Raw genomic sequence first — 24,926 nt, forward strand, 5'->3', positions numbered from 1 at the left:
CCGCGTCCCGGAGAGCCCCTCGATGGTGTCGAGGATCTCCTTCACCAGCACCCGCTCCTCCTCCGGCGGCACCTCGTTGAGGCGATGGGTGTTGGTCTTGCCGTGACCCATCAGCTCCCAGCCGTGGGCAAGGCAGGCCCGCACCACCTCGGGCATATGGACGCACACGTCGCTGTTCAGCGCGACGGTGCCGCGGACGTTGTGCCGATCGAGCACGCGGATCACCCGGTCGAGGCCGATGCGGTTGCCGAAGTCGCGCTGGGCCCATTCCCGCACCATCGGCGTGCCGCCTTTTGGCCTCTCGTTTGCATCCCCCGGCATTGGCGTATCGAGATGGAAGATCTCGACATTCGGCACCACCCAGAGTGCCAGCGATTTTCCGTTCGGCCACCGCAGCGGCGGCCGGCTTGAAACCATCGAAAAGCGGAACGGGCCGTAGCGGCTGGGCTCCATCGGATCATTCACTCCGGTAGGATTGTCATTGGGACACCGCTGGCATACCATTGGCCCACCAAGATGTCAGGGGGCTTTTCTGCAAGTTCGCATCGGACGCACCAGCACGGACGATTCGCTCGATCGTCTTGTCGCCTTCGCCCGCGACGTCGCCGCCGCACCGCTTGCGGACGACCTCGCCGCGCGGACGGCGCTTCTCCTCGTTGACGAAATGGCCGCTCTGCTCGCCGCCGCGTCCGACCCCCGCATGCTCGCGGTGCGCGATGGGTTGCTCCCGGCCGGGGTGGCCACGGCCGAGGACGCGGCGGTCGCCACGGCGGTAGCGCTGTCCTGGATGGAGCTCGACGAAGGGTTCACCCGGGCGAGCTGCCACGGCGGTCTCTATCTCCTTCCAGTGCTGATGACCGTCGCGGCGGAGCGCGACAGCACGCTCGGTGAGATCCTGTCGCGCCTCGCTGCGGGCTACGAAGTTCTGGCGCGGCTCGCCGCGGCCTACCGGATCGCCCGCTTCACCTGGCATCCGCACGCGATCTGGGCCCCGGTCGGCGCCGCGCTCGCGGCGGCGCTGTCCCGCGGTTCGGACCAGGGCACGACGATGGCCGCGCTGCGCGGCGCAGCCTCGCTCGCCATGCTCGGCGGATACGAAGCGGCGACGGATGGTGCGGAGATCCGCAACGTCTGGGGCGCGATCGGCACCCGCAACGGGCTCGCCGCCCACCGCCTCGCCGAGCTCGGCGTCGACGGGCCGGCCGCCGCGCCGGGTGCGGTGCTCGAGCGCCTCAACGGCACGGCCGGCGCACCGGACGTTCTGACCGCCGATCTCGGCACGCGCTGGGCCGTGTTCGACACCTTCGTCAAAGAGCACGCCTGCTGCCAGTCGATGCACTCGGCGATCGATGCGGCGCTCGCGCTCCCGGCGCTTCCCGCCGACGCCATCGCGCAGGTGGAGATCGCGACGCCGCGGCTCGAAATGAACGAAGTCGCGCCGATGAACCGCCTCGCGGCGCAGTTTTCCCTACCCCACGCGATGGCCGTCAGCCTGCTCTTCGGTGATGCCGACGCGCCGCGCTTTCGTGAGGACACGATCGCCGATCCGCGTGTCGCGGCGCTGCGCGAGCGCGTCGTCCTGTCGCCCTGGCCGGAACCGCTCGAGGGGCCGAACGCCCGCCCGGCGCGGGTCACCGTCACGTTGCGGGACGGGACCGAGCGGGCGGAGACGCGGTTGTCGGCACGCCGGCTCACCGACGCCGACCGCACCGCCGTCGTCGCGATGAAGCTCCGGCGGTACGGCGAGGGAACGGGGGCCGTCGCCGCGTGCGAGGCTCTTCTGACGGACGTCGGCGGGGCTCTCTCGCGTCCGTGGCGCGACTTCGCCGCGGCCTGTTTCGATGCTCCACAAGGGGCGCCCAGCCCGGCGGAGGCAGCGCAGTGAAGCTGACCCCCCACGCCGTCGTCTGCTTCATCCTCTCGATCGCCGCGGGGATCCTCGCGCACATCGTGCGGATGCCGCTCGCCTTCGTCCTCGGGCCGATGATCGTCACCGCGATCTTCGCGATCTCGGGCATCACGCCGTTCGCCCCGCCGCCGGGGCGCCGGGTGGGACAGATCATCGTCGGAACGTCGGTGGGGCTGTCCTTCACGGCGCCGGTGCTCGCGAGCCTCTTGGACTATGTGCCGCTCATCGTGTTCTCGGCGCTGTCGGCGATGTTGCTCGGGGCGATCCTCAGCATTCCCTATGCCCGGATCGCACGGGTCGATTCCAAGACCGCCTATTTCGCGATGATGCCCGGCGGGCTCGCCGAGATGGCCAATATCGGCGGCGCGCACGGCGGCAAGAGCGCGCCGATCTCGCTCGCGCAGGCGCTTCGCGTCGCGCTCGTCGTCTGCATCCTGCCGCCGCTGATCGTCAGCCTCGACCTGCATGGCGACTTCGAGGCCTTCGACAGCGTGCCGCTCGTCGATCCAGTCCTCCTCATACCGCTGTTCGCGGCGGCCGGCGTCGGCGTCTTCACCATCCGCACGCTGCGGCTGAACAATCCCTGGATGGTCGGCGCGCTGCTCGGATCGGCCACCGTCGGCGTGCTCGGCCTCATCGAGGGGCGTGTGCCGCACGTCCTCTTCTACGCCGGTCAGTTCTTGATCGGCATCTCGATCGGCGCGCGGTTCAAGCGGGAGCTCGTGCGCCACCTCGTCCGCCTCGCCATCACGAGCGTCGGCTTCACCCTCGTGATGACAGCCGCGTTGCTCGCCTTCGCCTTTCTCGTGGCGAAGCTCGGCGGGCTCGACTATGCGAGCGCGGCTCTGGCCGTCTCCCCCGGCGGCTTCGCCGAGATGACGGTGACGGCGCAGACCCTGCACCTCAACGTCGCCCTCGTGGTCGCCTTCCACATCGTGCGCTCGGTGCTGGTGAACAGCTTCTCGACCCACCTCATGACGATGCTCACCCACCTCGGCCTGTTCCGCCTCGGCGATCGCGCCGTCCAGCGGAAGAACCTCGCATGAGTGCCGCGTCGGGATCGGAGTCGCGGCCATGAATCTCGGCCTCGACGGACGCTGCGCGCTGGTGCTTGCCGCGACACGCGGCCTGGGGCGCGCCGCCGCCCGTGCGCTCGCCGCGGAGGGGGCGCGCGTAGCGATCACCGGCTCCGACCTCTCGCGGGCCGAGGCGGCCGCGGCCGAGATTGCGGCCGAGACCGGCGCCACCGTCGTCGGCGTCGCGGGCGACATGATGGCGGAGGGCATCGAGGCCGTCGTCGACCAGGTGGAAGCGGCGCTCGGGCCGGTCGAAATTCTCGTTCTCAACCACCCCGGCCCAGCGCTCGGCGTCGCCGCCGAGATCGATCTCGACGGGCTGCCGACGCAGTTCCGAATGATCGTGTCCAACCCCATCGCGCTGGTGCGTCGGACGATGCCGGCGATGCGCGAAAAGGGGTTCGGCCGGATCCTCGCTACCTCCGGCGGCAGCCTCGTCAATCCGTTGCCCAACAAGGTGATGGACAACACCTTGCGGCCGGCCATCGCCGGCTACCTCAAGGCGCTCTCCAACGAGATCGCGGCCGACGGGGTCACCGTCAACATCATCATTCCCGGCACATTCGTGACGGAACGCGTTCACGCTTCCACGAAAGCGAATGCTGGCCTCGACGGCATCACGGTCGAAGAGGCGATGCGACGGCGACTCGCGGGCATTCCCGCGGGCCGCTTCGGCGAGCTCGACGCCGAGTTCGGAGCCACCGTTGCGTTCCTGTGCGGCGCGGGGGCCAGCTACATAAACGGTTCGATCGTCCGCTGTGATGGTGGGCAGGTGCGGAGCTTATAGGCGCAGGACCAGGGAACGAAACGACCAAGGGCGGGAGAGCCCCACCACACCAAGAGGCACCAACGATGTTCGAACCCATTGCCCGTCTCGTCGGACGCGCAGCGCTCTGCGCCGCAGCGGCCGTGCTGCCGACCGCGACCTTCGCCCAGGACGCCGTCCCGGAGAAGCCGGCTCAGCTCTCGATCCTGTCCGGCTCCACCGGCGGCTCCTGGTACGCCTATTCCAGCGGCCTCATTCCGATCTTCCAGAAGGAAGGCATCACCGTCACGACGATGCCCGGCGGCGGCGCGTCCAACCCGCTGCGGATCTCGGCCGGCGAGTTCCTGGTCGGCTTCGGCCAGACCTCCGCGAACTTCGACGCATCGAAGGGGCAGGGGGCGTTCGAAGGCCGCGACCCGATCACCAACCTGCAGAACATCGCGCTGATGAGCACGGATCACGTCCATCTCATCTGCCTCGCGGACAGCGAGGTGAACTCCTGGAAGGACCTGCCGAAGGCGCGGTTCGCGGCGCCCGCGGCGACCACCGGCTCGTGGGGCAACTTCCTCGCCGGTCTCCACGCGGTGGGTGTCTCCGAGGATGAGCTCAACATCGTCACCCGCGGCAACTCCGGCGACAACATGACCGCGCTGCGGGACCGCGAAGCGGACTGCGCGTCCTACACTAGCGCCTGGCCGGTCTCGACCGTCACCGAAGTCGCCAACTCGGTCGACCTCAAGTTCATCGGCCTCAGCGACGACGAGATCGCCGAGGTCGAGGCGAGCAACCCGGGCTTCATCGCCGGCACGATCCCGGCCGGGGCCTATCGCGGGCTCGACAAGGACATCAAGGTCTACATGGCCGGGTCGGCGCTGATGGCGAGCGAGAGCCTGCCGGAGGGCGACGCCTATTGGATCGTCAAGACGATCTACGACAACCTCGATGAGGTCCGCAAAGTCCACGAGGGTCTCAAGAACCTCGACGGCGAGACGATGGTGCGTGCCCCGGTGTTCAAGATGCACCCCGGCGCGGCGAAGTTCTACCGCGAAGTCGGCCTGATGGATTGATCCGAGCGGCCCTGTCCGGGCGGCGGCGGCGGGCTGTGCCCGTGCGCTGCCGGCCGGGCAGACCCATCCTGCAGGCCATCGCGCACGACGCATTCAGCGCGGGAGTACGGAAATGACGGAAGTCACCTTTAGTCGCTTGTGGCGAGACAGATTCACGCGGCCGTTCCTCCTGTTGTCGGTCGCGCTGTGCGTCTTCATGACGGCATACCATGTCTACTACGGGTATGTGCTGAAGCCTTATTTCTACATCTACTATCCGATGCATCTCGGCCTCGCGTTGGCGATCATCTTCGCCGATTCGATGGCCGCCCGGGTCGATGCGCCGCCCGGCCGTCGTCGCCTCTGCGCCAATCTCGTCGACGGCGCGTTCCTCGTGGTCGTGGCTCTGGCGACGGGCTACCTCGTCATGAACGCTCAGTACGTCATGAACCGGATGACGGGGTTCGACCGGCTGACCATGGTGCAGCTCCTGCTCGGCATCGGTCTCACGATCGCGGTGCTGGAGGCGATCCGACGTGTCGTCGGCATGGTGCTCGTGATCGTCGTCGCGGTCTTCCTCGCCTATGCCGTCGTCGGGCCGTGGCTGCCGGGCCTGTTGTGGCACCAGGGCGTGAAGCCGGAGCGCATCATCGAGCTGCTCTATCTGACGCCCGAAGGCTTCTTCAACAGCCCGCTCAAGGTCGCAGCGGACTTCGTCCTGCTTTTCGTGACGCTGGGGGCGTTGCTTCTCGCCTCCGGCGCCGGCGGCTTCTTCACCGACATCTCGTTCGCGCTGACCGGCCGTAGCATCGGCGGTCCGGCGAAGGCGTCCATCGTGTCGAGCGCGTTCATGGGGATGCTGCAGGGGAGCTCCAACGGCAACGTCGCCACCACGGGGCCGTTCACGATCCCGGCGATGGAGCGCTACGGCTACCCGAAGGACTACGCCGCGGGGGTCGAGGCCGTCGCCTCCACCGGCGGATCGCTGACACCGCCGATCATGGGGGCGGCCGCCTTCCTGATGGCGGAGGTGACCGGCATTCCGTATGTCGAGATCATGATCGCCGCGGCGGTCCCGGCGCTGCTCTACTACCTTGCGGTTCTCTTCATGGTCGACCTCGAGGCGCGCAAGCGAGGCCTTGCCCTCTCCGGCGGATCGGCCCAGTCGGCGCTGACGATCTTCTTGGCGCGCGGCTATCTGATCGCGCCGATCATCGTCATGGTCTGGTTCCTGATGGACGGCTATTCGCCGGCGCGCGCGGGCTTCTACGGCGTCACCTCGCTCGCGGTGCTGCTGCTGCTCGACGGGCAGACGCGGCGGCGCTACTTCGCGGTGCTGTTCGAGGCGGCGGCGCGCGCGCCGAAGATGATGGTCGCCGTCACGGCGGCCTGCGCCGCAGCGGGCCTCATCGCCGGCATCATCGTGCGCACCGGGCTCAATTTGAAGCTCGGCCTCATCGTCCTCAACTACGCCGAAGTCGGCAACTACATCACCTTCCTGGACAACGGCCAGCTCCTCGTCGGTCTGTTCCTGACGATGGTGATCGCCGTCGTCCTCGGGATGGGCGTGCCGACGACGGCGGCCTACGTGGTGCTCGCCTCGCTCCTCGCCCCGGGGCTCGCGAACATGGGCGCCTCGGTCGTCGCGGCGCACCTCTTCATCATCTACTGCGCCTCGAAATCGTCGATCACGCCGCCGGTGGCGGTGGCGTCCTACACGGCGGCGGCGATCTGCGGTTCGGACCCCTGGCGGACGAGCCTCATTGCCTTCCGCCTCGGACTGTCCGTGTTCATCATCCCGTACATCTTCGTGTTCTCGCCGGCGCTCCTGGCCGACGGGTCGCTGGTCGAGATCGTCTGGGCCGGGCTCACGGCGACCTTCGGGATCTTCGCCCTCTCGGTCGGCTCCACCGGTTGGCTGAAGGTCGATCTCGTCTGGTACGAGCGGCTGCTGATGATCCTCGTGTCGCTGCCGATGATCTACGCGGGCTGGGGCACGGATATTCTCGGCTTCGTGATGTTCGGCGCGACGCTCGGGCTCATCGCGCTCCGGGTGCGCGTTGCCCGCGGCCGCGTCGCCTCGACGGTGCACTGACGATGCTGGGCAAGACGACCTCCTTCGACCTCCCCGCCGTCCGCGCGCTGTTTCCCGGCGCCGCGCGCTGGACCTATCTCGACGTCGCGGCGCGGGGGCTGATGTCGACCGAAACGCGGGCCGCGATCGACGCGCACCACGACGAGCGGATGCTCGACGGCGGCGACAAGCCGGCGATGTTTGCCGCCCTCGAGGCGGCCCGCGCCGGCTTCGCCCGTATTCTGAACGCCACGCCGGACGAGATCGCGATCACCAAGAACATCTCCGAGGGCCTCAACATCATTGCGACGAGCGTGCCGATGGCGGCCGGCGACAACGTCGTCGTCTGCGCCGCGCGCGAGCATCCGAACAACGTCTATGTCTGGCACCACCTCGCCCGGCGGCGCGGGATCGAGGTGCGCATCGTCGATGACCGGGACGGCGTGATCGACCCGGAGGCGATGATTGCGGCAATGGACGGTCGCACGCGGATCGTCTCCGTCTCGTCGACGAGCTTCCTGCCGGGCTTTCGCACCGATCTCGACACTATCGGCGCGGCGTGCCGCGCGGGCGGCGCCGTCTTCCTCGTCGACGCGGCGCAGTCGGCCGGCATTCTGCATCACGACATGGCGGCGACGCCCGTCGATGCGATGGCGGTGTCGACGCAGAAGGGCCTGATGGGCCTCTACGGGATGGGCTTTCTCTATGTGCGGGCGGAGCTCGCCGAAGGGCTGGACCCGGTCTATCTCGCCCGCTTCGGCGTCGACCTCGGCGATGCGCACGAGGCCGCGACCGGCACGGCCGACTATGCGCTGATGCCGGCCGCCCGGCGCTTCGACCTCGGCAACTACAATTTTCCCGCCGCGATCGCGCTTCTGCCGGCGCTCGACCTCATCGAGCGGGTCGGCACCCCGGCGATCGAGGCGCACGTGATCGATCTCGCGGGCACGCTCGCCGACGGGCTCGCGGACTGCGGCCTGCCGGTGTGGTCCCCACCCACCGCGGCCGCGCGCAGCAGCATGGTGACGCTCGGCCGCGACGAGGCCGACGCCGCCCGCCTCGCACCCTTCGCCGAGGCCCTCGCCGCATCGCGGGTCAAATACTCGGTGCGCCACGGGCGGTTGCGCTTCTCCTTCCACCTCTACAACGACGCGTCCGACGTGGCGGCGGTGCTCGACGTCGCGCGGCGCATGGAATTGCCTCGATGACCCCCAGCGACTACGGCCCGTTTCCCTTTGTCCCGATCACCGAGCGGCCGCGGATCGTCTGGCCCGGCGGCGCCGGCCTCGCGGTCTGGGTCATCACCAACATCGAGTTCTTTCCCCTGACGCGAGCGCTCGCCGGCCATCCCGGCTATCCCAAGGGCAACCCGCCCTCGGTGCGGCCCTGGGCGCAGCGCGATTACGGCAACCGTGTCGGCGTCTGGCGCATCATGGATGCGCTCGACGAGTTCGGTGTCCCGGGCACGGCGACCGTCAATGCCGACATCTGGCGCCACCATCCGCAGATCCTCACCGCCGCGCGCGAGCGGGGCTGGGAGTTCATGGGCCACAACGAGACCAACTCGGTCTGGCTCGACACCGTGCCGGAGGACGAGCAGCGGGCGATCATCGCGCGCTGCGCCGCGACGCTCGAAGAGGCCGGTGGCGTCCGCCCCACGGGCTGGCTTGGAGCCGGGCTCGCCGAAAGCTGGCACACGCTCGATCAGCTGATCGACGAGGGCTTCACCTACGTCGCCGACTGGGTGAACGACGACCAGCCCTATCTCATGGATGTCGGTGGTCGGCAGATCGTCTCGATCCCCTATTCCTACGAGGTGAACGATTCGCCGGTGATCCAATATCGGGCGCAGTCGATTGACGAATTCGAGCTGCTCATTCGCCGCCAGTTCGACGTGCTCCACCGCGAGGGACAGGAGCATGGCCGGGTGATGGCGATTTGCCTCCACCCCTACATCATCGGCGTGCCGCATCGCATCGACGGTCTGCGCCGCGCGCTCGACTACATCGCGTCGCACGACGGAGTTTGGCTGGCGAACGGGCGGCAGATCGTCGAGCACTATCTGTCGACGCTGCCGCGGTGAGCTCAGAGCCTGTCGGCGATCCACTGGGCGCAGTCGAACAGGGCGAGATCGCGTCCGCGCCCGGCGACGACCTGCAAGCCGACCGGCATCCCTTCGACCCGCTCCGGCAGCGGCAGGCTGAGGGCCGGAACATGCAGCGCGGTCCACGGCAGGCAGTAGGTCGAGGCGCCCGTGGAGGCGATGCCGAGCGAGGCGATGCCTTTCGCCGCCGGCGCGACGACGCAGTCGACCGCATCGAACCAGTCCGCGCTCGCCGCGCGGGCGGCTTCAAGGTCGGCGAGGGCTGCGACGTAAGTCGTATGATCGATGCGCTGACCCTCGGCGAGGCGGCCGTTGCGCAGGTCCTCGCTGAGGAGATGGTAGTGCGTGCGCCGCTCGCTGGCGAGCGAGCGGACGATTTCGTAGGCCGAGACGGTGCGCTGCGCCTTGGCGAGCCGCGACATGTCCACCGGGAGGGCGACGTCGCGCACCTCGGCGACGACGCCGAGCCGGGCGAACGCCGCTTCCAGAGCGTCGGCGGTCGCCGGCTCCATCTCGTCCCACCGGGCGGTGCGGCAGACGCCGATGCGCAGGCGCCCGCCGTCGCCGCGCGGCAGGGTGAACGGCGCTTCGAGCAGCGCGTCGCGCAGGAGGGCGCAGCTTGCGACCGTGCCGGCGAAGAGGCCGACCGTGTCGAAGCTGGGCGAGGACGGTTTCACGCCGACGATCCCCATGATGCCGAAGGTCGGCCGGTAGCCGACCACGCCGCAATAGCTGGCGGGCCGGATGGTCGAGCCCGTCGTCTGCGTGCCGATCGCGAGCGGCACCATGCCGTCGCCGACCGCCGCACCCGACCCGCTGGAGGAGCCGCCCGGCGTACGGGCGAGGTCGTGCGGATTGCGCGTTTCGCCCGGCACCCGGTGGGCGAACTCGGCCGTGACGTGCTTGCCGAGGATCAACCCGCCCGCCGCGCGCACCGCGGCGACCGGCGCGGCGTCGATCGCCGGCTGGTGGTTCGCGTAGATCGGCGAGCCGTAGCGCGTCGGCATGTCGGCCGTGTCGATGACGTCCTTGATGCCGACCGGGAGGCCGTGCAGCAGCCCCTGGCGCGGCGTTCGGTCCAGCGTGCGGGCGGCATCGAGCGCCGCCCCGGGGTCGATGTGGGTCCAGGCCTTCACGTCGCCCTCGCGCGCCTCGATCCGCTCGAGGAGCCGGCGCACCAGTGCTTCGCACGTCAGCGTGCCGGCCTCGATGGCACGGGCGAGGGCGAGGGCGTCGAGCGGCTCGGGGCGGGCAAGCGTCGCGGTCATCGGCGGCTCCTTCCGGTACGGGCGCGGCGGCATGAGCATCCCCAGCGCTTTGCATGCTTCGATGGTATTGGTATGGTGCTGGTATGCCAACTGGCGAAAACGACATGATGCTGAAATCGCGCCTCGACGACCCGGCCGAACCGGAGGCTGCGGTGGGCACGCAATCGCTCGCCATCGCGCGGGGCGTCGCCCGTCGCCTCGCCGAGCAGAGCCGCGCTGCGCTTCCCGAAGACGTGGTGACGCTCGCCCGCCTGACGATCCTCGACACCGTCGGCGCCGTCCTCTCGGGCATCCAAACCCCGCCCGCGCTCGCCGCGCTCGCCGCCGTTGGGGACGAGGCGGGCCCGGCGCCGGTCCTCGGCAGCGCCTGCACCCTCACCCCTCGCGCCGCCGCGCTGGTCAATGCGACCGCCGGCCATGCGCTCGACTTCGACGACTGCAATCTGCAGATGCCCGGCCACGTCTCCGTGGTGATCGTCCCGGCGCTGTTCGCTCTGCTCGCTCACCCGGGCGCGATCCCGGATGAGGCGGACGTGGTGCGGGCGATCGTCGCCGGCTTCGAGGCCGGCTGCCTGTTCGGCCAAACCATCGCGCCCGGTCACTATGCCGCCGGCTTTCACGCCACCGGTACCATCGGCACCCTCGCCGCGGCCGGCGCCGTCGCCACTCTGATGGGGCTCGACGAGACGACCACGGCGCAGTCCTTCGCGATCGCGATGACGATGGCGGCGGGCCTCAAGGGCACGTTCGGGACGATGGCGAAGCCGCTCCACGCGGGCCGGGCCGCGGAGAACGGCCTCCTCGCCGTGCGTCTCGCGGCGGCAGGGCTCGAAACCTACGAAGACCTCTTCGAACGGCCGCAGGGTTTCGCGGCGACGCATGCGCCCGCCGTGCCGGCGCCACTCGGGGCGGCGGGCGGGTACTTGATCCGCCACAACCTCTTCAAGTTCCACGCCGCCTGCTACGGCACGCAGGCTGCGATCGATTGTGCCGCCCGCGCGCTCGGCGACGTCGTTCCGGCCGAGGTTCGCTCCGTCGAGCTCGAAACGTCGGAAACGAATCGGAATACCTGCAGCATCGGCGTCCCGGCTTCCTCGGCGGAGGCGCGCTTCAGCCTCGCCCACTGCATCGGCATGGGAGCTGCCGGCCGCGACACCGCCGATCCCGCCGCCTATGAGGAGACGCTCGCCGATCCGGCCGTCGTCGCTTTCCGCGACCGCGTCCGGATCGCCTACCGGCCGGACGACGAGATTACGCGCGCCCGCCTCACGGTGACGCTGGAGGACGGGACCCTGCGGCAGGTGGAGGCGGACGCCGCCGCGCCGCCGGCCGATGGCGCGGCACACCGCCAGCGGCTCGAGGCGAAGTTCCGCTCGCTCGCCGCAAGCGTCATCGGAGCGGATCGGGCGGAGACCGTCGTCGCCGCGGCGGCGGGGCTGAGGACGGCCGCCGACGCGCGGGCCCTCGTCGCCGAAACGGTTCTGCCGGCGCACGGGGCGTGATGGACCTGTCGCTCGACGTCGCCGGGCTGCGCCTCGCGCATCCCTTCATCCTCGGGTCCGGCCCGATCGGCGTCAGGGCGGACGATCTCGTCGCCTTCGGGCGCGTCGCCGGCGCCATCGTCACCAAGTCGATCTCGGCGGCGCCGTCGCCGGGCAGCCCGCAGCCGCGCATCGTCAAGCTGCCCGGCGGAGGAATGATCAACTACGAGGGTGGCCCCAACCCCGGCATCGATGCGTTCTGCGCCACGCTGCGCGAGGTGCGGGCGGACGTGCCGTGCCCGATCATCGGCTCCGTTTCGCCGCGCACGCTCGCACGCGACGCTTCGCTGGAGCGCCTCGCCGAGCGCTTCGTCGCCGCCGGTGCCGACGCGTTCGAGCTCGACTTCAAATATGTCTACGACATGGTCGATGGCCGGCGCGATTTCGAGCCGGCCACGATCGCGCGCGTCGTGGAGCGGGTGCGGACGGCGACGGGGCGGCCGGTGATCGCCAAGCTCGCGCACGGCGCGCTGCCGCTGCCCGATCTCGCCAAGGCCGCCGAGGATGGCGGCGCGGCGGCGATCAGCGCGATCAACACGATCTTTCCGGCGATGCGGATCAGCCTGAAGAGCCGCCGGCCGATGCTGTCGATGGGCGTCGGTGGTCTCTCCGGCACCCCGGTGAAGCCGATCGCGCTCGCGGCCGTCTACGTGCTGCGCCAGGCGACGGCCCTGCCGATTCTCGGCATCGGCGGCATCGCGACGGGCGCCGACGCCGCCGAGTTCATGCTGGCCGGAGCGAACGCGGTCGAGGTCTACACCGCCGCGCAGCTCGACGGCCCGGGGCTCTTCCCCCGCCTCGTCGAGGAGTTCGCGGCGGCGCTCGCCGGCATGGGGGCTGCGGGGCCGGCCGAGATCGTCGGCGCCGCACAGGGCCACGCACCAAAGACGGTCGACCGACAATGGGACGCGCTGGGATTGGCGCAGGACGAGGCATGATATGATCGACATGACGATCCGCGGTGGCACCATCGTCTCGGAAGAGGGGCGGATGCGCGCCGACGTCGCCGTGCACGAGGGCCGCATCGTCGCGGTCGGCGAGAGCGCCGCGATGCCGGACGCGCGCGAGACGATCGACGCCGAGGGCCTCCTGGTCCTGCCGGGCGTGATCGACATCCACGTTCACTTCCGCGATCCGCCGGGCGACAATCCGGCGGAGGACTGGCAGTCCGGCACCGCGGCGGCGGCCGCGGGCGGCGTCACCACCATCTTCGAGATGCCGAGCACGGATCCGGCGACCGACACCGTCGCCCATCTCGAGGTGAAGCGCCGCATCGCCGAGGCGAAGTCGCACGTCGACTACGGCATCTACGGCCTCCTGGGGCGCGACAATCTCGCCGACCTGCCGGCGCTCGCCGAGGCCGGTGTCGCGGGCTTCAAGTGCTTCATGAGCAGCTCGATCACCGGCAAGCTGCCGCCGCCGGACGACGGGACGATGCTCGCCGCCTTCGAGGTCATCGCGAAGACCGGCAAGCGCTGCATCGTCCACGCGGAAAACCTCTCGGTGGTGACGCGGGCGGAGCGGCTGTTGCGCGAGGCGGGGCGGACGGACGGGCGGGCGCATCCGCTGTCCCGTCCCGGCGTTGCCGCGGCCGAGGCGGTCTCGCGCGCCATCGTGTTCGCCGAGGCGACCGGAATGCGCCTCCACATCGCGCACGAAAGCTCGGCCAACGCGCTCCCCTACATCGCCGCCGCGAAGGCGCGCGGGCTCGACATCACCGTCGAGACCTGCCCGCAATATCTCCTCTTCACGGCGGAGGATTTCGACTGGCTCGGCGGGCTTCTGCGCTGCAACACGCCGGTGCGCGAGGCCGGCCACGACGCCGCGCTGTGGCAGGCGATCGATCTCGGCCTGATCGACGCGATCGCCACCGACCACGCCCCGCACCCCGCCGACAAGAAGACCCGTAACGACATCTTCGACAACGCGTGCGGTCTTCTCGGCGTCGAGACCTCGCTGCCGCTGATGCTGACGGAGGCTCACGGCGGGCGGCTCTCCATCGAGCGCCTCGTCGGTCTGATGAGCGCGATGCCGGCGCGGATCTTCGACCTGTGGCCGTCCAAGGGCGTGATCCGCCCCGGCGCCGATGCCGACATCGTGCTCGTCGATCCGGATGCGACGTGGACCATCGACCGCGCGGCGCTGAAGTCGAAGGACACGACGACCGCTTGGCACGGCCGTGCCGTGACGGGACGCGTCGCGCGGACCTTGGTGCGCGGGCGAACGGTGTTCGCCGACGGCGAGGTGGTCGGCCCGCCGGGCTACGGCCGCGAGGTCCGGCAGGACACCGCGGCGCCCCACCCGCCCGCAAGGCCGCCTCGGCCGCTGCCACCCGACGCGATTCAGACCATGCTGAGGATGCCATGAGCCTCACCCGGACCTCGATGCGCGAGATCGACACCTCGGCCGCGCTCGACCTCTCCCGCCGCCTGTTCCAGGCCCTGGAAGCCTGCGCCACCGACGGGCGCGGCATCACGCGGATGCCGTGGGGGCCGGGCGAAGCGGCAGCGCACGCGCTCCTGCGCGACGCGGGGGAGGCGGCCGGGCTGGAGGCGTCGGTCGACGCGGCCGGCAACCTCTACCTGACGCTCCCCGGCCGCGACCGCACCGCGCCGCGCTGGATGTCCGGCTCGCACGTCGACACCGTGCCGGACGGCGGCAACTTCGACGGTGCGGCCGGCGCCGTCGCCGCGCTGGCGGCGGCGGTCGCGCTGAAGGAGGCCGGCCACGTCCCGCGCTGCGACGTCACCGCGATGGTGATCCGCGCCGAGGAGGTGTCGAGCTGGTTCACCGGTCACACCGGCGGTCATCTCGGCAGCCGCGCCGCGCTCGGCCTCCTGTGGCCGGACGAGCTGACCACCGCCCATCACATCGCGCTCGACAAGCCCGTCGGGGAGGTGATCGACGACGCGGGCTTCGATGCGCGCGCGCTGCGCGACGGCCCGCCGCACCTCAGCGCCGCGAACGTCGCCGGCTTCCTCGAGATCCACATCGAGCAGGGGCCGGTGCTGATCGACCGCGAGCTGCCGATCGGCATCGTCACCGGGATTCGCGGCACGGTGCGGCTGCGCGAGGCCCGCTGCGTCGGCGCCTACACCCATTCCGGCGCGGTGCCGCACGAGCTGCGCCAGGACGCCGTGCTCGCGACCGTCGCGCTGGCCCACCGGCTCGACGAGGCGTGGTCGGAAGCGCGCGCGACGGGCGAGGATCTCGTCGTCACGATGGGTAAGATCCACACCGATCGTGCGGTCGAAAGCCTTTCGAAGGTTCCCGGCGAGTGCGCCTTCACGCTCGACATCCGCAGCCAGTCCGCCGCGACGCTGTCGCGCATGAAGGCGCTGGTGGAGAGCGCGGCCGAGACGATCGGTGCCGAGCGTCGGGTGAGGTTCGAGCTGGGGCGGATCGCTGTCGGCAAGCCGGCGCCGATGGACGAGACGCTGCGTGCGATGATGCGCGAGGTCTCCGCCGATCTCGCCATTCCGACCGACGATGTCGCCTGTGGGGCGGGCCACGATTCGGCCGACTTCCACCACGCCGGCATTCCGGCGGCGATGATCTTCGTCCGCAATACCGGCGGCAGCCACAATCCGTCCGAACACATGGAGATGTCCGACTACGCCGAGGCGCTCCGCGTCCTCACCGAAACGCTGCGTCGCCTCACCGCCTGACGGCTCGCGCGGCGATGGCGGGATCGCCGTCGTCGCCCATCGGGGGGCGTCGCCGCTCAGAGCAGGGCGCGGAGCGACTTGAGGAACGGCTCGAGGAAGCGGGAGGTGGGACGGGCGGAGTTGGTGGAGACCGTCACGTTCATCATGACGGCAGGCGAGAATGGCCGCGAAACGAGGCCTCTGAAGATGTTCCATTGGACGAGGCCGTCCACCAGCGCGATCCCGAGCCCGCCCGAGACGAGAGGGACGGCGCCGACCGACGACGAGATCTGGATGGAGACGTCGCGTGTCAGCCCATATTGCTCGAAGGCGCGGTTGAGAGAGGGTCCGACATCGGCATGATTTCCGTAGGAGATGATCGGCCGGCCAACGAGATCGTGCGGGGTGACTTCCGTCTTCTCGGTCAGCGGATCGTCTTCGCGCATCACCGCCATGATGCGCACGCCCGCCAGGATTTCGGTGCGGACCGTCGGCGCCTGGATCGGTGACAGCGTGACCGCGAGGTCGATGTCGCCGATGATGAGCTGTTCGGTGATCTCCTTCTTCGGCAGAGCGTGGAGGTGCACCTTCACGGTGGGATGCGCCTTGCGGAAGGTGAGCAGCGCCTCGGCGAGAACGGAGTAGGTGACGGGGGCGCTGGCGCCGATGCGCAGGAGGCCGACCTTTCGCTCACCGATGGTGCGGGCGAGATTCTTCAGGACTTCCATCTCGCGGAAGACGCGGTCGGCATCTTCGTAGAGAAGATTGGCCTCCATGGTGGGCACCAATCGTCCGCCGATCCGCTCGAACAGTTTGTAGCCGAGCTGGCTTTCGAGATGATGCAGCACCTTGCTGGCGGCCGGCTGCGACACCGCCAGCGAGTTGGCGGCCGCCGTCACGGAGCCGTCGCGCATGATCGCGCGAAAAACTTCCAGCTGCCGAGCGTTCATGCATGCGTCTCCCGGCGGGACCGAAGCGTCGCGGACCGGCCGTCCATAACCATGGGTTAGGTTATACCCAGCGTTTTCGATTTGTCACAATCACCCGCCGGTGTGAACCTGATCGTGCTGAGCGCGGCACGTCTCAGCTGTTCAGTGGATTGAGATGCAGCCTCGGTTTGTGCGTCTTTGCGAAGAAGAGCGGAAGGCGGTCTCCATGACGATCGACGGCGCGTGCGTCGAGGTCTTGGAGGGCGACACGGTCTTGACGGCGCTGATGATGCATCGCGGCTTCGCCGGCCACTCGCCCTTCGGCGACGGGCGGCGTGCCGGCTTCTGCATGATGGGCGCCTGCCAGGATTGCTGGGTCTGGACGGGCGAGGGCGACAGGCTGCGCGCCTGTTCCAGCCCGATCCAGGACGGCATGGACATCCGCACCGAAGCGCCGAAGGGCTTATGGCCGATCCCCGGATAATCATCGTCGGGGCGGGGCCCGCGGGCACGCGCGCGGCAGAAGTCCTCGTCGCCGCCGGGCTGCGGCCGACCGTCGTCGATGAGGGATCGCGCAGCGGCGGGCAGATCTATCGACGTCCGCCACCGAATTTCACGCGCAGCCACGACGCTCTCTACGGTACGGAAGCGGCGAAGGCCCGCGCCGTCCACGCGGCGTTCGACGCGCTGGGCGACAGGATCACCTATCGGCCGGAGACCCTCGCCTGGGCGATCAAGGACGATCGGCTGCATGCGCTCAAGGGATCGCGCAGCGAAGCGCTTGCCTACGATGCTCTGCTTCTGGCTCCCGGCGCGACGGACCGGGTGATGCCCTTGCCGGGCTGGACGCGACCCGGCTGCTATTCCCTCGGCGCGGCCCAGATCGCCCTGAAGGCGCAAGGCTGCGCCATCGGCGAGCGCGTGGTCTTTCTCGGCACGGGGCCGCTGCTCTATCTCGTCGCCTACCAGTATATGCGGGCGGGGCACGCTCCGGCCGCGGTCCTCGACACCTCGTCCTATGGCCAGCAATTGTCCGGGCTCGCGCTGATGGCGGCGCGGCCGGGACAGCTCCTCAAAGGTGTGCGGTTGCTTCGTGCGCTGCGGCGAGGGGGCGTGCCGGTGCTGCGCAACGTCGAGCCGCTGGAAGTGCTGGGCGATGCGCACGGCGTGGACGGCGTCCGTTTCCGCGATGCCGACGGATCGGAGCGCCGGCTCGCCTGCACGGCGGTCGGCATGGGCTACCATCTGCGGGCGGAGAGTCAGCTGGCGGATCTGGCAGGTTGCGAGTTCCGCTTCGATCCGGCGGTGCAGCAATGGCTGCCGCAGACCGATGCGATGGGGCGAAGCTCCCGTGCCAACGTCTATCTCGCCGGTGACGGCGCGCGACTGCTGGGTGCCGATGCGGCCGAGACGGCCGGCCGGCTTGCGGCTTGCGCCATGCTGGCCGACCTGGGGCATCGGCAGGACGCCCGGACGGTCGCCCGGTTGCAGCGCGCCATGAAGCGGCACGCGCGGTTCGCCGAGGGTGTGGCGCGCGCCTTTCCCTGGCCCCATGCGCTTGCCGCCGAGCTTCCCGACGCCACGCTGGTCTGTCGCTGCGAGGCGATCACGGCTGGGGAGTTGCGCGCCAGCGTGACGGCCTTGGGAGCGCCGGAGGTCAACCGCGCCAAGGCGTTTTCGCGGGTCGGGATGGGGCGCTGCCAGGGTCGGTTTTGCGGGCTCGCGAGCCAGGAAATCGTGGCTGCGGCCTGTAAGGGGCGCGTCGAGGCGGCCGGCAGGCTGCGCGGCCAGGCGCCCGTCAAACCGCTCCCGATCGCGCTTCTCGGAGAGGACGGCCGTGGCTGAGCCGAGGCGGCGGGCGGATGTCGTCATCGTCGGCGGCGGCATCGTCGGATGCTCCACCGCCTTCTTTTTGCGCCAGCGCGGCCTATCCGTCGTCGTGCTGGAGCGCTGGCTTGTCGGCCAGCAGGCGAGCGGCACCAATTTCGGCAACGTGCGCCGGCAGGGGCGCTATCTGCCGCAGCTGCCGCTTGCCAACCGCTCGCGTGAGATCTGGGGGCGCATTCGAGAGCTGACCGGGTCGGACGTCGAGTTCATGCCTGTCGGGCACGTGCGCTTCCTGTGGAGTGAGGAGCAGATCGACGTCGTCGAAGCGTATCGGCGCGAGGCGGCGACATACGGCTTGGAGCTCCACATCTTGGGCCGCAACGCGATCCGCGAGAAGTTCCCGTTCGTCGGGCCGGAGGCGATCGCGGGCTCCTGGTCGCCGCATGACGGGCACGCGAACCCGCGTCTCGTCTCGCCGGCGTTCGCCCGCGCCGCGAGGCGTGACGGGGCGGAGATCGTCGAAAATTGCGATGTCCTCGCCGTCGAGAAAGTAGGCGAGGATTTCCTCGTTTCGACCGCCCAGGGGGACTATCGCGCGCCGGTCGTCATGATCGCCGCCGGGGCATGGGCGGCCGGGCTCTCCGCGGCATTCGGGCAGCCGGTGCCGCTCAAGGCCGGCGGGCCTCAAATGGGCGTCACGGAGCCGCTTCCCTATTTCGTCCATCCCGTCGTCGGCGTGGCCACCGCGACGGCCGAAGAGGTCATCTATCTGCGTCAGATCCCACGCGGCAATGTCATCTTCGGCGGCGTCCGGCGCGGGCCCGCGTCGCTCGGAGCGGAGCGGGCGAAGTATGATCCCGACGGCGTCTTCGCTCAGTTTCGGCAGGTTCTGCGCCTCGCTCCCAGTCTGAGCCATGCGCGGCTGATCCGCACCTGGTCCGGTGTGGAAGGCTACATGGACGACAATATTCCGGTGATGGGCGCGAGCGGCAAAGTCGCGGGCCTCTACTACGCCTTCGGCTTCTCCGGCCACGGCTTTCAGACCGGGCCGGGTGTCGGCGACGTGATGGCCGAGCTCATCGCCACGGGCCGCACGACGACGCCGATCGACGACTTTCACATTCGCCGCTTCGGCGAAGGTGGTGATGCCGGCTCGCCCGGCTGAGGACGGCCACGCGCGGGCGGTTGGTCGGCGCTCGGAAGCCGTCCCGGCCGATCAGCCGTGGCGCGTGGGGTCGGCGGCGGGAGAACCGGAATCCGCCGTTTGAAACGGCGTCTCCGTCGTGCGGCGGACCATGTAGAGGCCCGGGTTTTCCAGGGGTTTGAAGCCGAACTTCTTGTAGACGTCGTGCGCGTCTCGCGTGGCGAGCAGCCAGTAGTGCACGTTCGCCAGAGCCGGATGGTGCAGCACCGTGTCGGTCAGCAGGCTGCCGAGGCCCTGTCTGCGATAGGCGGCATCGATGATGACATCACGGAGATAAGCGAACATCGCGCCGTCGGTGATGACCCGACAGAAGCCGACGAGCGACCCGCTGTCCGCATAGAGTCCGAATGTCAGGGACGCTTCGATGGCCTGAACGAGCCGTTCATGCTCGAGGTCGCTTGCCCAATAGGTATCGCGGAGCATCGCCAGCAACTTGGGAACGTCGAGGCGTTCGCGGTCGGTGCTGACGACGAACGACCCGTGCCGCCATTCGCTGGGCTGCGTTTCGCGAAACTGCAGGACCATTCGACGCTCCGACCTTTGACAGATGTGAGAGTAGGCGACACGGACGAGAAAATGGCGCACCCCGGTGCGAGACCGGGGTGCGCCGTTCGTGCTGGAGGACGAGAGGGCGAAGCCGCTACTGCGCGGCCGTCAGAGAGGCCGAGTCGGCCATCGTCGCCTCCGTCGGCCACGGCTCGTAGCTGATCCCATCGCGCTCGGCGACGATGACGCTTTGATAATAAAGAGGAATCGCGGCGACATCATCCATCGCGATCTTCATGGCCTCTGCAAGCAGAGCGTGGCGCTTTTCCGCGTCGAGCTCGGACAGGGTGGCGTCGAGGACCTTGTCCAGCTCCGGGTTGCTGTAGTTGCCGCGGTTGTAGGCGCCGAGCCCCCGAGCGTCGTCATGGGTGTGCAGGGTCGACTGCAGCACGAGCGCTTCGCCCCGCGTGTCGCTCCACCCGGTGAGCAGGGCGCTGAACTGAGGGCCGCCCGGCTGCGACAGGTTCACCTTGGGGAAGAAGATCGACGCCGGCATGGTCTGCACGTCGATCTTGAGGCCGAGGCGGGACAACATCTGACCGAGCGCCTGGCACACTTGCGCATCGTTCAGATAGCGATCGTTGGTGCAATTGATCGTCAGGGCGAAGCCGTCGGGATAGCCGGCCTCGGCGAGAAGCGCCTTGGCCGCGGCGAGATCGACCTCGGGAACCTCGACACTGTCGTTGTAGCCGGCCAGGAAGTCCGGAGCGAGCTGCCCGGCCGGCGCGGCGAGACCGTTCATCACGCGATCGCTGATCGCCTTGCGGTCGATGGCCATGGACATCGCGCGACGCACCCGCACATCCTTCATCGGATTCTCGATCGGGTTGCCGGCTTTGTCGGTGACCTGGGGCGACTGGTCGCGGCCGCTGTCGACCGTCAAGGCCATGACGCGCAGCGACGGCGTCGTGACGATCTTGAAGCCGGGATCATTCTTGATCCGATCGACGAGCTGCGGCTGAACGTAGTCGATGAGGTCCACGTCGCCGCCGAGAAGGGCGGCGAGACGCGCCGGATCATTGGGCAGGAAACGGAACGTGACGTGGTCCCATTTGGCTTTCTCGCCCCAATAGTCGTCGTTGCGCTCGAGGAGAAGATGGTCGCCTGCTTGGTACTCGACGACCTTGTAAGGCCCGGTCCCGATGGCGGCCTTGCCGGAATTGAAGTCTTCCGTGGTGGCGCTCTCGGCGATCTCGGCGGGAATGATCTCGATGGCGGAGACGTTGGAGGCCAGCAGCGGCTGGGGAGACGAGGTGGTGATGATGACGGTGTGCTCGTCCTCGGCCTCGACCGAAACCACGCCCGGAATGGCCCCGGTGAAGGGACTTCCCGCCTTGATCGTTTTGACGCGGTCGAACGAGGCGACCACATCATCGGCCGTCAGGGGCGAACCATCCTGGAACGTCACGCCGTCGCGCAGGACGAAGCGCCATTTGGTCGGCGAGTCGTTGCTCCAGGACTCGGCCAGTCCCGGATGCACCTTCAGCTGCCGATCCTTTTTCGTCAGCCCGCCATAGATATGGTCGTAGTAGGCGACGTTGGCGTCGGTCCAGGCAAAGTGCGGATCCATTTGGATCTCCGTCCGGACACCGATCGTCAGATCCGTGGCCAAGGCCGGCGTCGCGATCATGACTGCCGCAACGAAGACAGAGGCAAGTAACTTCTTCATCCACGTTCCTCATATTGTCTCGAGTGGCGCGCATCTATGGCGACGTTCCTCGACACCTTGGCTGCGCGGGCGCGTCGAGCACCTCCTTCGCCGGGCTCCGGCCGGAGAGGACATTCGCCGCGGACATGCATCGTCAGGTCTTGCTTTGCGACCTGTCCAATCGCGTTTGATCGAGGCTTGATAACCACGCGTTATGGCTCACCACGGCGGGGGAGAGGGCCCTCCGCCCGTTGCCGCAATGCTGTCGCGACATGTGACGCGGGGCCAAAGCCACCCGATGCGCGCCGCTTCGGACATATATCCTGGTTATGGGCTAGCCACCCGAATTCATTGGTAAAGGCCGAGCGCTGTTGGGACAGTTCATGGACCGTCGCCGTGGCCCGTGCGGGAAGGGGACATGAACCAATCCAGGACCGCGACCGAAACTCTGGCAGAATGGGGTGCGCAAACCCCAGGCGATTGGACGCCTGCGTGTCGCCACAGCGCGAAGCGGGCGTTCATCGACACGGTCGCGTGCATGTTCGCGGGAGCGGGCGAGCCCGTCACGCAGCGGACGAGCGCGGCGGTCGGGCGCTGGGGAAGCGGTCCGGCTCGGCGCGTGGGCGGCGGCGGGCAAGCGGCGCCGTGGGCGGCTCTCGTCAATGGAACGGCGGCCCACGCGCTCGACTACGACGACGTTCTGCAGCCGGCGCTCGCGCACATCAGCGCGGGGCTCGTCCCGGCGATCCTGGCGCTCGCCGAGGAGACGGGTGACGTCTCCGGCGCGCGCTGTCTCGACGCCTACGTCGTCGGCATTGAGATCGCCGCCCGGCTCGGCGAGGCGCTCAACATCTCGCACTATTCGCGCGGATGGCACACCACGCTGTCGATCGGGGCGCCCGCCGTGGCCGCCGCCTGCGCGCGACTGATCGGGCTCGATGCCGGCCAAACCGCCCACGCGCTCGCTCTGTCCACCAGCATGGCCGGCGGGTCGAAACGCCAGTTCGGCAGCATGGCGAAGCCGCTGCATGCGGGACTGGCGGCGAAGAACGGGCTGGTCGCCGCTTCGCTGGCGGCCGCCGGTGTCGACGCCGCGCGGGACGTGTTCGAGGGCGAATGGGGCCTGCTCGGCATGACGGCCGATCCGGACGCTCCCGGGTTCGCCGGACTCGAGAGGCGGCTGGAGGGGCCGGCGGCGCTCGAACAACACGGCCTTTGGGTCAAGGCCTATCCGGCCTGCGCGAGTGGGCACCGGCCGATCGAAGCCGCGATCGCGCTGCACGATAGGGGCGTCCTTGCCGACGACGTCGACACGCTGACGGCGCACGTGTCGCCGATGGCCAAGGCGAACTTGCGGTTCGTTTCTCCCGAGACACCTTCGCAGGCGAAGTTCTCGCTGACGTTCTGCGTCGGCGCCGCTCTGATCGATGGGCACGCCAATCTCGCGACGTTCCAGCCGGAGCGCATCGGCCGTCCCGACATCGCGTCGCTCGCCGAGCGGATGCGGATCGAGATCGACCCCGCGCTCGAAGATCAGGCGATGGATCGTGGAGAATTCGATCGCTGCACCGTCGAGGTGCTGCTGCGCGATGGTACCTCGGCGACCGAGACGTCGGTCGTGCCGGCGGGGTTTCCCGGCAAGCCGCTGAGCGACGCCGCGCTGCGCCAGAAATTTCTCGAGTGCACCGGCCGCGTGCTGGGCGCGTCCGTGCAGGAAGAGCTCTGGGGCGCGCTGGAGACGTTCGATCGCGCCGACGGGCCGGCCGCGATCACTCGCTTCTTCGCGATTCCATGATGCGTTGCCGCGACCGATCCGGTTGTCCGGCCGCCCTGATGACGAGGCCACGATGAAGATTCGCCGCATCCCGGAGTTGCCAGAGCCGCAACATACTTCGTGGTGGCTGGACGAGGCGTTGGAGCAGGAGAAGGGTGCGCCCCCGGCGCCGGCGCTATCGGGCGAGCTGACGGTGGACGTCGTCATCGTCGGTGGCGGATTTGCGGGATTGTGGACCGCTTTCCTGCTGAGCCGGAAGAATCCGACGCTGTCGATCGCGCTGATCGAGGCGGCGATTTGCGGCTCGGGGGCAAGCGGCAAGAACGGGGGGATGGTGTCGGGCTACTGGGCGCGTCTGCGCGCCATGTCGACGCTGTTCGGTGACGACAACGCCCTCGCGATCGCCCGTGCCGGCACCCGCGCTCAATCGGAGATCCGCGAGTTCGCGTCGAGCTGCGGAACGGATCTGTGGTGGCGCGACGGAGGCAGCCTGCGCATCTCCACCCACCCCCAGCAGGACGCGCGCATCCGCGACTGGCTGAGCGAGGCACGGCGGCTCGGCGTCGAAGACACGCTGGTGAAGCTGTCGCCGGAAGAATTGCAGACCTACTGCCGTTCGCCGAAGTTCCGCGGGGCGGTGAAGTTCGCGGAGGGGGCGAGCGTCCATCCCGCCCGTCTGGCGCGGGCGCTGCGCAAGGCGATGATGGCGCAGGGTGTCAAGCTCTACGAGCAGACACCGATGACGGCGCTGGAGCGGGGCACCCCGTCGCGGATCACGACGCCGGGCGGCGTCGTGATCGCCCGCGACGTCGTGCTGACGATCAACGCCGGGCTCGCCCAGTGCCGCGAGTTCGAAGCCGCGATCGCCCAATTCTCCAGCTACGTCGCGATGACCGAGCCGGCGACCGAGGCGCTTCAGGCGGTGGGCTGGAGCGGCGACTATGGGATGACCGATCTGCGCACCTTCTTGCGCTATGCGCGCAAGACGCCGACCGACCGTGTGCTGATGGGGAGCGGCAACGGTCCGATCGCCTCCGGCACCGACTTCACCTCGGACCTTCTCAACCGGCACGAGCCGACGCTGCAGCGCACGGACAGGATCCTCGGCGAACTGGTGCCGGGGCTCGCCGACGTCGGCATCACCAAGCACTGGGGCGGTGCGGTGGATGTGTCGTCGGATCGTTTGCCGTTCTTCGGCACCTTGCCGAACAGCCGCATCCACTATGCCGCCGGCTTCACCGGCCACGGCGTGAACGCGACGCACATGGCCGGCCAATGTCTGGCGTCCTTCGTGCTCGGCGAGAAGAACGATTGGACCAGCCTGGCGCTGTGCAACCGGGAGCTGGCAAAGCTGCCGCCGGAGCCGTTTCGAACGATCGGCGGGCGCGCCGTCCGCTGGGGCCTCGTCAGCTGCGAAAAGGCGCAGGAGGAGGGCGTCACGCCGTCTCTGGCCGCACGCGTCCTCGCCAAGATGCCGGAGATGCTTCACCTCAAGATCGGCACGCGATGACGTTCCGCTTCGTAGCGGTCGTGCATAACCCTGGGTTTGAGAGCGGCACGACGAAGT

General features: G+C 69.1%; 20 protein-coding genes and 1 pseudogene. 16 read left to right on the forward strand and 5 right to left on the reverse strand.

Annotated elements, in window-relative coordinates; translation table 11 throughout:
* Positions 1-279 (reverse strand): annotated as a pseudogene (locus JCR33_RS22705) (polysaccharide deacetylase family protein); the annotation flags it as partial.
* A 202-nt stretch (positions 280-481) separates the two neighbouring features.
* On the opposite strand from JCR33_RS22705, the gene JCR33_RS22710 reads away from it, so the two are divergent.
* From JCR33_RS22710 to JCR33_RS22740, 7 genes are all read left to right on the forward strand, one after another.
* Complete coding sequence (locus tag JCR33_RS22710) at positions 482-1,885, forward strand: MmgE/PrpD family protein (protein ID WP_198884434.1); 1,404 nt, start codon at positions 482-484, stop codon at positions 1,883-1,885.
* Positions 1,882-2,955 (forward strand): AbrB family transcriptional regulator, encoded by a 1,074-nt coding sequence (locus tag JCR33_RS22715; protein ID WP_198884435.1) that lies wholly within the window; start codon positions 1,882-1,884, stop codon positions 2,953-2,955. Before JCR33_RS22710 ends, JCR33_RS22715 begins: the two co-directional genes overlap by 4 nt.
* A 28-nt stretch (positions 2,956-2,983) precedes the next feature.
* On the forward strand, positions 2,984-3,772 hold the full coding sequence (locus tag JCR33_RS22720) for an SDR family oxidoreductase (RefSeq protein WP_198884436.1): 789 nt from the start codon (positions 2,984-2,986) through the stop codon (positions 3,770-3,772).
* A gap of 65 nt (positions 3,773-3,837) precedes the next feature.
* A complete protein-coding gene (locus JCR33_RS22725; RefSeq protein ID WP_198884437.1) occupies positions 3,838-4,818 on the forward strand; it encodes a TAXI family TRAP transporter solute-binding subunit in 981 nt (326 codons plus the stop codon).
* A 112-nt stretch (positions 4,819-4,930) separates the two neighbouring features.
* Positions 4,931-6,892 carry a TRAP transporter permease gene (locus JCR33_RS22730; protein WP_269751253.1) on the forward strand — a complete coding sequence of 654 codons (1,962 nt, stop codon included), beginning with the start codon at positions 4,931-4,933 and terminating at the stop codon, positions 6,890-6,892.
* Positions 6,893-6,894: 2 nt separating this feature from the next.
* Positions 6,895-8,079 carry an aminotransferase class V-fold PLP-dependent enzyme gene (locus JCR33_RS22735; protein ID WP_198884439.1) on the forward strand — a complete coding sequence of 395 codons (1,185 nt, stop codon included), beginning with the start codon at positions 6,895-6,897 and terminating at the stop codon, positions 8,077-8,079.
* Positions 8,076-8,954, forward strand: coding sequence for a polysaccharide deacetylase family protein (locus JCR33_RS22740; protein WP_198884440.1), 879 nt, complete (start codon positions 8,076-8,078; stop codon positions 8,952-8,954). The genes JCR33_RS22735 and JCR33_RS22740 overlap by 4 nt, the downstream gene beginning before the upstream one ends.
* A gap of 2 nt (positions 8,955-8,956) precedes the next feature.
* Here JCR33_RS22740 and JCR33_RS22745 read toward each other — a convergent pair whose 3' ends face one another.
* Entirely contained in the window at positions 8,957-10,243 is a 1,287-nt protein-coding gene (locus JCR33_RS22745; RefSeq protein WP_198884441.1) for an amidase, read from the reverse strand.
* A 104-nt stretch (positions 10,244-10,347) separates the two neighbouring features.
* Between JCR33_RS22745 and JCR33_RS22750 the strand changes: the two genes are divergently transcribed.
* The 4 genes from JCR33_RS22750 to JCR33_RS22765 are packed head-to-tail and all read left to right on the forward strand — an operon-like array spanning position 10,348 to position 15,452.
* Positions 10,348-11,745, forward strand: a complete 1,398-nt coding sequence (locus JCR33_RS22750; RefSeq protein WP_198884442.1) for an MmgE/PrpD family protein — start codon at positions 10,348-10,350, stop codon at positions 11,743-11,745.
* On the forward strand, positions 11,745-12,722 hold the full coding sequence (locus JCR33_RS22755; RefSeq protein WP_198884443.1) for a dihydroorotate dehydrogenase: 978 nt from the start codon (positions 11,745-11,747) through the stop codon (positions 12,720-12,722). Before JCR33_RS22750 ends, JCR33_RS22755 begins: the two co-directional genes overlap by 1 nt.
* A gap of 1 nt (position 12,723) precedes the next feature.
* Positions 12,724-14,151 carry an allantoinase AllB gene (gene allB, locus JCR33_RS22760; RefSeq protein ID WP_198884444.1) on the forward strand — a complete coding sequence of 476 codons (1,428 nt, stop codon included), beginning with the start codon at positions 12,724-12,726 and terminating at the stop codon, positions 14,149-14,151.
* Complete coding sequence (locus JCR33_RS22765; protein ID WP_198884445.1) at positions 14,148-15,452, forward strand: hydantoinase/carbamoylase family amidase; 1,305 nt, start codon at positions 14,148-14,150, stop codon at positions 15,450-15,452. Before allB ends, JCR33_RS22765 begins: the two co-directional genes overlap by 4 nt.
* Before the next feature lie 56 nt (positions 15,453-15,508).
* On the opposite strand, the gene JCR33_RS22770 is transcribed toward JCR33_RS22765, so the two are convergent.
* Positions 15,509-16,381, reverse strand: a complete 873-nt coding sequence (locus tag JCR33_RS22770) for a LysR family transcriptional regulator (RefSeq protein ID WP_198884446.1) — start codon at positions 16,379-16,381, stop codon at positions 15,509-15,511.
* 154 nt (positions 16,382-16,535) lie between these two features.
* On the opposite strand from JCR33_RS22770, the gene JCR33_RS22775 reads away from it, so the two are divergent.
* Genes JCR33_RS22775 through JCR33_RS22785 form a run of 3 tightly spaced genes read left to right on the forward strand, consistent with a single transcriptional unit; the run spans position 16,536 to position 19,352 of the window.
* Positions 16,536-16,844 (forward strand): (2Fe-2S)-binding protein, encoded by a 309-nt coding sequence (locus JCR33_RS22775; protein ID WP_198884447.1) that lies wholly within the window; start codon positions 16,536-16,538, stop codon positions 16,842-16,844.
* Positions 16,826-18,205, forward strand: a complete 1,380-nt coding sequence (locus JCR33_RS22780) for an FAD/NAD(P)-dependent oxidoreductase (RefSeq protein WP_198884448.1) — start codon at positions 16,826-16,828, stop codon at positions 18,203-18,205. The genes JCR33_RS22775 and JCR33_RS22780 overlap by 19 nt, the downstream gene beginning before the upstream one ends.
* A complete protein-coding gene (locus JCR33_RS22785) occupies positions 18,198-19,352 on the forward strand; it encodes an NAD(P)/FAD-dependent oxidoreductase (protein WP_198884449.1) in 1,155 nt (384 codons plus the stop codon). The genes JCR33_RS22780 and JCR33_RS22785 overlap by 8 nt, the downstream gene beginning before the upstream one ends.
* 51 nt (positions 19,353-19,403) lie before the next feature.
* Here the strand turns inward: JCR33_RS22785 and JCR33_RS22790 are convergent, their stop codons facing one another.
* Positions 19,404-19,916, reverse strand: a complete 513-nt coding sequence (locus tag JCR33_RS22790) for a GNAT family N-acetyltransferase (protein WP_198884450.1) — start codon at positions 19,914-19,916, stop codon at positions 19,404-19,406.
* 115 nt (positions 19,917-20,031) lie between these two features.
* Entirely contained in the window at positions 20,032-21,606 is a 1,575-nt protein-coding gene (locus JCR33_RS22795) for an ABC transporter substrate-binding protein (RefSeq protein ID WP_198884451.1), read from the reverse strand.
* A gap of 382 nt (positions 21,607-21,988) precedes the next feature.
* Here JCR33_RS22795 and JCR33_RS22800 point away from each other — a divergent pair, with 382 nt between their 5' ends.
* Together JCR33_RS22800 and JCR33_RS22805 are read left to right on the forward strand one after the other, a co-directional pair.
* The gene (locus JCR33_RS22800; protein ID WP_211110529.1) at positions 21,989-23,380 is read left to right on the forward strand and encodes an MmgE/PrpD family protein; all 1,392 of its coding nucleotides are present in this window, start codon (positions 21,989-21,991) and stop codon (positions 23,378-23,380) included.
* Between the two features lie 52 nt (positions 23,381-23,432).
* Positions 23,433-24,869, forward strand: coding sequence for an NAD(P)/FAD-dependent oxidoreductase (locus JCR33_RS22805; protein WP_198884453.1), 1,437 nt, complete (start codon positions 23,433-23,435; stop codon positions 24,867-24,869).
* The last annotated feature ends 57 nt before the right edge of the window (positions 24,870-24,926 follow it).

Origin of the sequence: Acuticoccus mangrovi (genome assembly GCF_016411865.1) — a bacterium.
Taxonomy (GTDB): Bacteria; Pseudomonadota; Alphaproteobacteria; order Rhizobiales; family Amorphaceae; genus Acuticoccus; species Acuticoccus mangrovi.